The sequence below is a fragment of the Pseudonocardia aurantiaca genome, assembly GCF_039526725.1.
GTDB classification, from domain to species: domain Bacteria; phylum Actinomycetota; class Actinomycetes; order Mycobacteriales; family Pseudonocardiaceae; genus Pseudonocardia; species Pseudonocardia aurantiaca.
Genome location: NZ_BAAAJG010000003.1, coordinates 113,256 through 120,417, shown reverse-complemented (window position 1 = coordinate 120,417; position 7,162 = coordinate 113,256). Strand labels below are relative to the sequence as shown.

Sequence of the window (7,162 nt, the reverse complement as noted above, 5' to 3'; positions counted from 1 at the left end):
ACTCACCAGCGCGAACGGCGGCGCGGCAGGGACGGCAGCCTCGTCGCCTCATCCACCGAACGATGCAGGCCGGCCGCCCGGTCGGCAAGGTTCCCGTTCCCGGAACCGGGGGCGTGAAAGCCGTGTTCCATCGTTCCAGCTGTTGGTTCGATTCGTTGGCGGCCGCTGCCATTGATTAGCTCAGCACTTCTTGTTCGGTGAATGGTGCCGGACGTCGACCGATCAGCAAGATCTGCGCGGGCAGATCGCAACGTCAGCCTGCGCTTCGTCCATTTCCACTGCAAGGAGACGCCAGGTGAACAGCAAACTGAACCGCAAGGTCGCCCGTGCCCTGACCGCCACCGTCGTGGGCGGAGCCGCGGTATTCGCAGTCGCCGCGCCGGCCTCGGCCGCCCCGGCCGCCGCCGGGCAGTGCACCGTACGGGACGGGACGTCGAGACTTGGCAGCCAGTTCGGAACCAACCCCGTCAAGTTCGAGTTCCCGGACAGCCCATACGTGGGTATGCGCTGGAGCTCCTGTACGAACAAGGTCGTCATCTACTACGGCGGCTACACCCCGGGGCTGCCCGGCGAGTTCTATCAGTTACGCCGCGCGGAGACGAGCGAGCAGGTCAAGGTGCCCATCGGCGAGAGGCGGACCTGGACCATCAACGCACCGGGTACGACGATCATGACCATCAGCGCTCAATACTGCCAGAAGCCCGTCATCGGCTCGTCGCGCTGCACCCGATGGTCCCCGGTAGTGACCGTAAAGCTGAGCTGAGGCAGTCCAATTTGCTGCCATTAACTCCCGCGGACTTCTTTAGACGAATCGTGCCGGGCGTCGCGTCGGCGTCCGAAAACTGATCAACGCCCGTTGCCAGTCCACACCCGAAGGAGTATGACCATGAACGCCACCGGCACCCCGAACACCCCGGTGCCCGAGCCCGCACCGATGGCCCGTCCGCAGGCCGGTTCCTCCCCGCGTACCCGGCTCATCACCGGGGTGGCAGCGCTGGCCCTGGCCGTGTCCGGCGGCGCCACGTTGGCCGCGTGCGGCAACAGCAGTACCTGGGGCTACGAGACACTGCCGCACGATCCGTTCACCGACTCGGTCGGCAGCGACCAGCCCGACAACACCCTGGCCCCCGGCGTCGGCGGGGAACAGGCCGGGGATCGAGCCGTGCTCTACGCCCGGAACCCGGCAGCCGAACCGGCAGCAAATTACCCGGCGAAGCCCTTGACCGGGAGGTTCAACTACGACGGCACAACGCCAACCCTCGCGCAGGCGGGCCCGATGGTGCCATTAGCCCCCGCCTGCGACGCGTATAAGCTCAGGAATGATTTTCTTACCTTCACGACCTCTATCGGCGTTGTGACGAGAATCGCGCTGTACGAGCGGGGGCGGTCTACCTACGTCCTACCAGGCAGAGACGTGGTGTTGGGCGATGCCACCGGCGGCATCACGGGACGCGACATCGGCATCTGGATCGATTGGGACAACGGCGGCCGATCACACTATACGGGCCAGGTGCACGACGACGGCTCCGCGAGCGGCAGGGCCACAAATTTGCTTACGGGCGACTCGCAAACCTGGCAGACCAGTGGGCAGTTCACGTGCAGCACACCACGCCGCTAGCCACCGCACCGGACGAGTCATCGACAGCCCGTCCGCACTCGCCGATGCTCATCGGGGGGCGAACCGTTCAGCGGCACCCAAGAGGACTCGGAATGACCGTGCTCGCCGGCGAGGCCCGCGCCCTATTCGCCGGACCGAACATCGCCCACGTCGCCACGCTGCTGCCCGACGGCGGGCCGCATTCGGTTCCGGTGATGATGTGACGCCTGCTACCCGTCGCGGTTACGGAGCTTCCGGAGCTGTTCCCGCACGTTGTCGACGTCCCAGCGGTGATGACCCCCCGGGGTCGTGTGCTCGGGCGTGATCTTCCCGTCCGCCAGGTACCGCTGAACCGACCGCAGCGACACGCCGAGAGCGTCTGCCAGCTCCGACGTAGTCAGCAGCTCCGATCGACCAGGCACGCAACCGACGGTAGGTCGATACGTCGAGGTCAGACGGGTTATGACGTAGTCTGTCGTAGTTTGACGTAGAGTGCGTGTCGTGCTATGTCCGCTAGGAGTCCGCTGCGAGTCATGCGGAGCCGAACGCTCCGGCCTCAGGGTCAAGACGTTGACCACGGCCGCAGGCCAGATCTGCCTGACGCTGTGCCCGTGCTGCGCCGGCTCCACCATGACGCCACCGATCACCATCGAGACCGCTACACGGCTGGTCGCACAACACCGGCAGCACGGCCCCGGGCGCGACTGATGTCCGCTCAGTGGTCGCGGCGTGTATGGGATACGCGAGTCGTGTTCATCGAGCGTCATCAACGCTGGTGGTGGAACGCCTGGCGCGAGGCGACCGCTACAGAGCTGTACGGCTTCGCTGACTCGCAGGAAGAGGCAGCACGGGCGATGTATCGAGCGATTGAGAAAGCCGGGCCGTCACCCGCGATGCGCGCCTCCCACTCAGTATCGGTCCGCAGACCCGCCCCGTAACGATCAGGGTCCATAGATAGATCGACAGCTGAGCTGTGCCGATCCGACGACGGCACTGAATCACCCCGGATCCGGCAGGTCGATCGACGCGAGCCTGGCCGGGTCGGTCACGACCGCAATGCCGGCGATCCGGCCGTCGGCGACGGTGAACGCGATGACCGAGAGCGGGGCGCCGTCCTCGCGCCAAGACACAATCCCGGGAAGGCCGTTGACGAGCACCGCTCGCCCCCGCGCGCCCGCGGCGGCGGACAGTTGCGCGCCGGCGGCGACCTTGGTGGCGCCGAGGATCACGACCACACCATCGGAGGTGTCGACGGTCAGCCTCACCTCGGGGTCGAGCACGCGCAGCAACCCCTCGAAGTCGCCGCGGCGAGCCGCCGCCAGGAAAGCCTGGACCACCTCCCGCTGCTCCCGGCCGGCGACCGTCGGCCGCCCGGTCGCCTGCACCTTCCTGCGGGCGCGACTGGCGAGCATCTTGGTGGCGTCGGTGGACTTGCCGAGGATCTGGCCGATCTCGTCGAACGGCACCGCGAACAGGTCGTGCAGCACGAACGCCAGCCGCTCGTTCGGCCCGAGCGACTCGAGGACGACGAGAAGCGCGAGCCCGACCGAGTCGGCGAGCGCCACGTCGTCCTCTGGCGCGGGGCCGTCGTCGACCGTCACCACGAGCTCGGGCAGCTGGTCGTCGTAGGGCGCCACAGGGTGGGTCTGGCGCGCTCGCAGGACGTCGAGGCTGATCCGGCCGACCACAGTGGTCAGCCAGCCGGCGAGGTTGTGGATGGTCGCGGTGTCGTAGCGGGAGAGGCGCAGCCAGGCCTCCTGGACCACGTCCTCGGCATCGGCGTGTGATCCGAGCATGCGGTGGGCGACGCCGTGCAGCCGGTCGCGCTGGGCCTCGAACGCCTCGGTGATCGGGTCCGGCGGGCTGGGGTCGGACATGTTGTTACCTTCCTCGGTCCTGCTTCGTCATGGGTGATGACGGGCCCGGATGGGCACAGGTAACCGATGAAGGAGCAAGTCCGTTGGAAGCACGCATGAAGGGCTCGGGGAATCCCGACGTGATCACAGCGATCCAGCATCTCAACAAGGCGATTCACGCCGGTGGCGTCGACCCTCTCGTGCTCGAGCTGGTCCACCTGCGGGCCAGCCAGATCAACGGCTGTAGCCCGTGCGTATTTGCTGGGGTCGAGTCGGCGAAGAAGCACGGAGAGTCCGAGGAGCGGCTGCACAACGTGGTCACGTGGCGCGAGACTCCCTTCTTCACCGAGGAGGAGCGGGCAGCGCTCGCACTGACGGAGGCCGCCACCCGGATCCAGGACGGCGCGCCAGGCGTGACCGACGAGATCTGGGACGCAGCCGCTGACCACTTCGACGAGAAGCAGCTGTCCGCGATCATCCTGAACATCGCGATGACCAACTTTTTCAACCGGATCAACCGCACGATCCGGGAGCAGGCCGGCAAGACCTGGTGAGCTGGGCGGACTGTCTGTCAGGTCATCCGTTGATTGCGGGGAGGCGCGGCCTCCGGGCGGCCCGACTTTGTGACGAGACTTGTGACCATGACGCGGTGGCACGGGCCGGTACGACGCGGATCGACTGAGACGGCTCGGGTTTCGCTCCCGAGGTCGGAGCGCTGGTAACCGGGCCGCTCAGGACGCCTCGGGACCTGCCTTGGGATGGGCTTCGATCGTCCGGCCGGGCAAGGGGACGGCCCTCGTACGTCGCCCGTTCGTTACGCCTCACGGTGGGGCCCCGGGTCGGGCGGTGCGGCGGTGCCAACGACGAACGTCGCCGCGCCGCGGTCGAGGTCGAGCCGGAACCGCCCCGGCGCCCCGTCGTCGGCATCCTCCCGGAGCATGAACTCGGTCTTGCGCTGCTCCAACTCGTAGTGCTTCGTGGCGTAGAAAAGGGCGCTCACCTGGTCCACGCCGGTCTCCATCGCCGCGCGCGTCCGCTCGCCGCGCCGCCACGGCAGCCAGCTGCGTCCGGCGACCTTGAACCCGAGCTGGTCGAGCACCACCAGCGCCATGAGCAGGCACACCAGCGTCACCAGCGAGACGGCCCAGACGATGCCCACACGGCGATCGTAGCGGCGGATCCGTGCGCTGCTGGTATGTGGACCACGAATTGCTGACATCGTTCGCGAAAGGTCGTCAGGCCGCTTCGGCAACCGTCTCGCCGGCCGCTCCCGACGCCCATCGACCACGCGGGGGCCGGCACGACAGCGGCGTGCCTGCGCGCGGGAGTGCCGTCGATCCCAATGCCGGCGCACACCGATCAGTTGTTCTGGGCGTCCCGGCTCGCCCGGCTCGGGGCAGGCACGGCGCCGGTTCCCGCAGCGAAGGCGACGGGAGCTCAGGTGACGGCCGCGATCAAGGAAGCGACCGAGCGGCTCGATCTTCGTAAGGGGGCGCAGCGGATCGCCGACGCCATGGCCGCCGAGGACGGAACCGCGCTGCTTCGCGCAGGTCTGCGCAGCCTGGTGGGCTGAACGTCCGCTATTGGAGGAGCCCGGTCAGGATGCGCCGGAGCACGTCCGGCAACACGTCCTCGTGGGAATCTGCCGGTAGTAGGCGCAGCGCCGCGAGGTGCGGGTGCTTTCCCTCGGTTACGACGTGGGCCATGAACCGGGCTTGCCCCTCGCGGTTGGCCGTCGCGCGTTCGTTCTGGGCGAGGGCGACGACAACTGCGTTCATCACGGCGAAGGCGGTGAGTTTCGCGCCGTCGTCGGCCGGATGACTGGCGAGCACGGCCAGCACGTGCTCGAGCACGTCGATCCCGTTCGGACCGGCGCCGGGGCGATTCGTGACCACTTCGGCCAGCCACGGGTGGCGGCGATGGATCTCTCGGGCCTGCATGCCGACGTCCACGAGATCGTCGAGCCAGATCCCGGTACACGCGCCGAGGGTGTACTCGGCGGCCACGTGGTCAGCCATCAGATCGAGTAGCTCGCCGTGGCTCGTGACGTAGCGGTACAACGATCCGCCCGCTGTTCCCAACTCGGCTGCCACGTTGCGCATCGACACCGCGTCGAGCCCGTCCCGGTCGGCGATCGCGACGGCCGCCGCCGTGATCTCCGACCGGCTGCGCTGCGCTGGACGCCCAACGCCCGCCCGTTCCGGGCGCAACCAGATGATCTCCGGCTCCACGCTCACGACCTCCAGCCGCTGACTGCGACCTTCTCGGCGCCGATGCGCCCGATGCGCTCCGTGCCCCACGCCCCCAACGAGGCCAGGGCGGCGTTGAGGGAGAGGCCGTGCTCGGTGAGCGAGTACTCCACCTTGGGCGGCACCTCGCGGTACACCTCCCGGTGCACGAGCCCGTCCTCCTCCATCTCCCGGAGGTGCTGGGTCAGCATCTTTTCGCTGACGCCCGGTAGGCCCCGACGCAGCTCGGCGAACCGCCGGACGCCGTGCTCGTTCAGCTCCCAAAGGATCAGCACCTTCCATTTGCCGCTGACGACGTCCATTGCAGCGTCGATGCCGCAGAAGTAGGGGCCGCACCGGGATCCCGTCGACATCTGCCCTCCAGGGGTACTTACCAGAAGGTGGGTATCCGACTAATTAGTCGGTACTGGCCAACCCTATCGGTTCTGCCCAGGATTGCTCCTATCCGAGATCGAGAGGAGCCACGAGATGGCGACGGACAGCAGTGTCCAGGTAAGCGTGCTGGGGCTGGGCGCGATGGGCAGCGCACTCGCGGCGGCCCTGGTGAAGGCCGGGCACGAGACCACGGTGTGGAACCGGTCGCCCGGGAGGGCCGATGACCTGGTCGCCCAGGGGGCGGTCGCCGCTGCAACGGCGACAGAGGCGGTCGCCGCCGGGCGGGTGGTGATCGTGTGTCTCTTCGACCACCCATCGGTCCACGAGGTGCTCGACCCGCTCGTCGACCAACTTGCCGGCCGGGTACTGGTCAACGTGACCACGACGTCACCGGCCCAGTCCCGGGAGATCGCCGCGTGGGCTGCCGGCGTGAGCGTCGAGTATCTGGACGGCGGCATCATGGCCGTGCCGGACATGATCGGTGGTCCGGGGTCCACGATCCTCTACAGCGGATCGGCGGAGGTCTTCGAGCAGTACCGGCCGCTGCTCGACGTGTGGGGCGAGAGCAGGTACTTCGGTGCCGACCCGGGCCTCGCGTCCCTGTACGACCTGGCCCTGCTCTCGGGCATGTACGTCATGTTCGCCGGGTTCCTGCACGGGGCCGCGATGCTCGCGCCTGCCGGTGTGCCGGCACGGGAGTTCGCTTCGATGGCTGCACCGTGGCTGACCGCGATGGCTGGCCATCTCGACGGGCTCGCCGCGGTCGTCGACGGTGGTGACTACGCCATCCCCGGGCAGCAGAGCCTGGAGTTCTCCGACCTGGGAGACATCGTGCGTGCGAGTGCCGAGCAGGGCGTCAGCACGGAGGTGATCGACATGGTTCAGGGCCTGATCCAGCGCCAGATCGATGCCGGCCACGCCCAGGAGGCGTTCCCCCGCATATACGAGAGCATCAGGCAGCCCGGGTGACCGCCGCGCCTTCGCGGGCGAACACCCGCGCCACCCCACCGCCGAGGCCGCCCGCGCCATAGATGATCGCGTTCTTGCCGTCAAGCAGCCTGTCCATGTCCGCCTCCTGCTCGTCG

The 7,162-nt window shown here is 68.0% G+C and carries 10 protein-coding genes; 5 read left to right on the top strand and 5 right to left on the bottom strand.

The window, feature by feature from the left end; genetic code table 11:
* The first annotated feature begins 295 nt into the window (after window positions 1–295).
* Window positions 296–763 carry a hypothetical protein gene (locus tag ABD143_RS05095; RefSeq protein WP_343971897.1) on the top strand — a complete coding sequence of 156 codons (468 nt, stop codon included), beginning with the start codon at window positions 296–298 and terminating at the stop codon, window positions 761–763.
* 123 nt (window positions 764–886) lie between these two features.
* Entirely contained in the window at window positions 887–1,618 is a 732-nt protein-coding gene (locus tag ABD143_RS05090) for a hypothetical protein (RefSeq protein ID WP_343971895.1), read from the top strand.
* A 209-nt stretch (window positions 1,619–1,827) separates the two neighbouring features.
* On the opposite strand, the gene ABD143_RS05080 is transcribed toward ABD143_RS05090, so the two are convergent.
* Entirely contained in the window at window positions 1,828–2,019 is a 192-nt protein-coding gene (locus ABD143_RS05080; protein WP_343971891.1) for a helix-turn-helix domain-containing protein, read from the bottom strand.
* Between the two features lie 576 nt (window positions 2,020–2,595).
* Window positions 2,596–3,474 carry a sigma-70 family RNA polymerase sigma factor gene (locus ABD143_RS05075; protein ID WP_343971889.1) on the bottom strand — a complete coding sequence of 293 codons (879 nt, stop codon included), beginning with the start codon at window positions 3,472–3,474 and terminating at the stop codon, window positions 2,596–2,598.
* A gap of 95 nt (window positions 3,475–3,569) precedes the next feature.
* Here ABD143_RS05075 and ABD143_RS05070 point away from each other — a divergent pair, with 95 nt between their 5' ends.
* Window positions 3,570–4,007 (top strand): carboxymuconolactone decarboxylase family protein, encoded by a 438-nt coding sequence (locus ABD143_RS05070; RefSeq protein ID WP_379659615.1) that lies wholly within the window; start codon window positions 3,570–3,572, stop codon window positions 4,005–4,007.
* A gap of 260 nt (window positions 4,008–4,267) precedes the next feature.
* On the opposite strand, the gene ABD143_RS05065 is transcribed toward ABD143_RS05070, so the two are convergent.
* Window positions 4,268–4,612, bottom strand: a complete 345-nt coding sequence (locus tag ABD143_RS05065) for a DUF6191 domain-containing protein (protein WP_343971885.1) — start codon at window positions 4,610–4,612, stop codon at window positions 4,268–4,270.
* Between the two features lie 120 nt (window positions 4,613–4,732).
* Here ABD143_RS05065 and ABD143_RS05060 point away from each other — a divergent pair, with 120 nt between their 5' ends.
* Window positions 4,733–5,026 carry a glycosyltransferase gene (locus tag ABD143_RS05060; protein WP_343973340.1) on the top strand — a complete coding sequence of 98 codons (294 nt, stop codon included), beginning with the start codon at window positions 4,733–4,735 and terminating at the stop codon, window positions 5,024–5,026.
* Window positions 5,027–5,033: 7 nt separating this feature from the next.
* Here the strand turns inward: ABD143_RS05060 and ABD143_RS05055 are convergent, their stop codons facing one another.
* Both ABD143_RS05055 and ABD143_RS05050 read right to left on the bottom strand, forming a co-directional pair.
* Complete coding sequence (locus tag ABD143_RS05055) at window positions 5,034–5,684, bottom strand: TetR/AcrR family transcriptional regulator (RefSeq protein ID WP_343971883.1); 651 nt, start codon at window positions 5,682–5,684, stop codon at window positions 5,034–5,036.
* A gap of 2 nt (window positions 5,685–5,686) precedes the next feature.
* The gene (locus tag ABD143_RS05050) at window positions 5,687–6,055 is read right to left on the bottom strand and encodes a winged helix-turn-helix transcriptional regulator (protein ID WP_343971882.1); all 369 of its coding nucleotides are present in this window, start codon (window positions 6,053–6,055) and stop codon (window positions 5,687–5,689) included.
* A gap of 115 nt (window positions 6,056–6,170) precedes the next feature.
* On the opposite strand from ABD143_RS05050, the gene ABD143_RS05045 reads away from it, so the two are divergent.
* The gene (locus ABD143_RS05045) at window positions 6,171–7,046 is read left to right on the top strand and encodes an NAD(P)-dependent oxidoreductase (protein WP_343971880.1); all 876 of its coding nucleotides are present in this window, start codon (window positions 6,171–6,173) and stop codon (window positions 7,044–7,046) included.
* Window positions 7,047–7,162: the final 116 nt, after the last annotated feature.

Bases quoted from the DNA above. Each gene is read 5' to 3' on its own strand.
- ABD143_RS05090 (WP_343971895.1), top strand. From the start codon at position 887: ATGAACGCCACCGGCACCCCGAACACCCCGGTGCCCGAGCCCGCACCG.
- ABD143_RS05075 (WP_343971889.1), bottom strand. From the start codon at position 3,474: ATGTCCGACCCCAGCCCGCCGGACCCGATCACCGAGGCGTTCGAGGCC.
- ABD143_RS05070 (WP_379659615.1), top strand. From the start codon at position 3,570: ATGAAGGGCTCGGGGAATCCCGACGTGATCACAGCGATCCAGCATCTC.
- ABD143_RS05050 (WP_343971882.1), bottom strand. From the start codon at position 6,055: ATGTCGACGGGATCCCGGTGCGGCCCCTACTTCTGCGGCATCGACGCT.
- ABD143_RS05045 (WP_343971880.1), top strand. From the start codon at position 6,171: ATGGCGACGGACAGCAGTGTCCAGGTAAGCGTGCTGGGGCTGGGCGCG.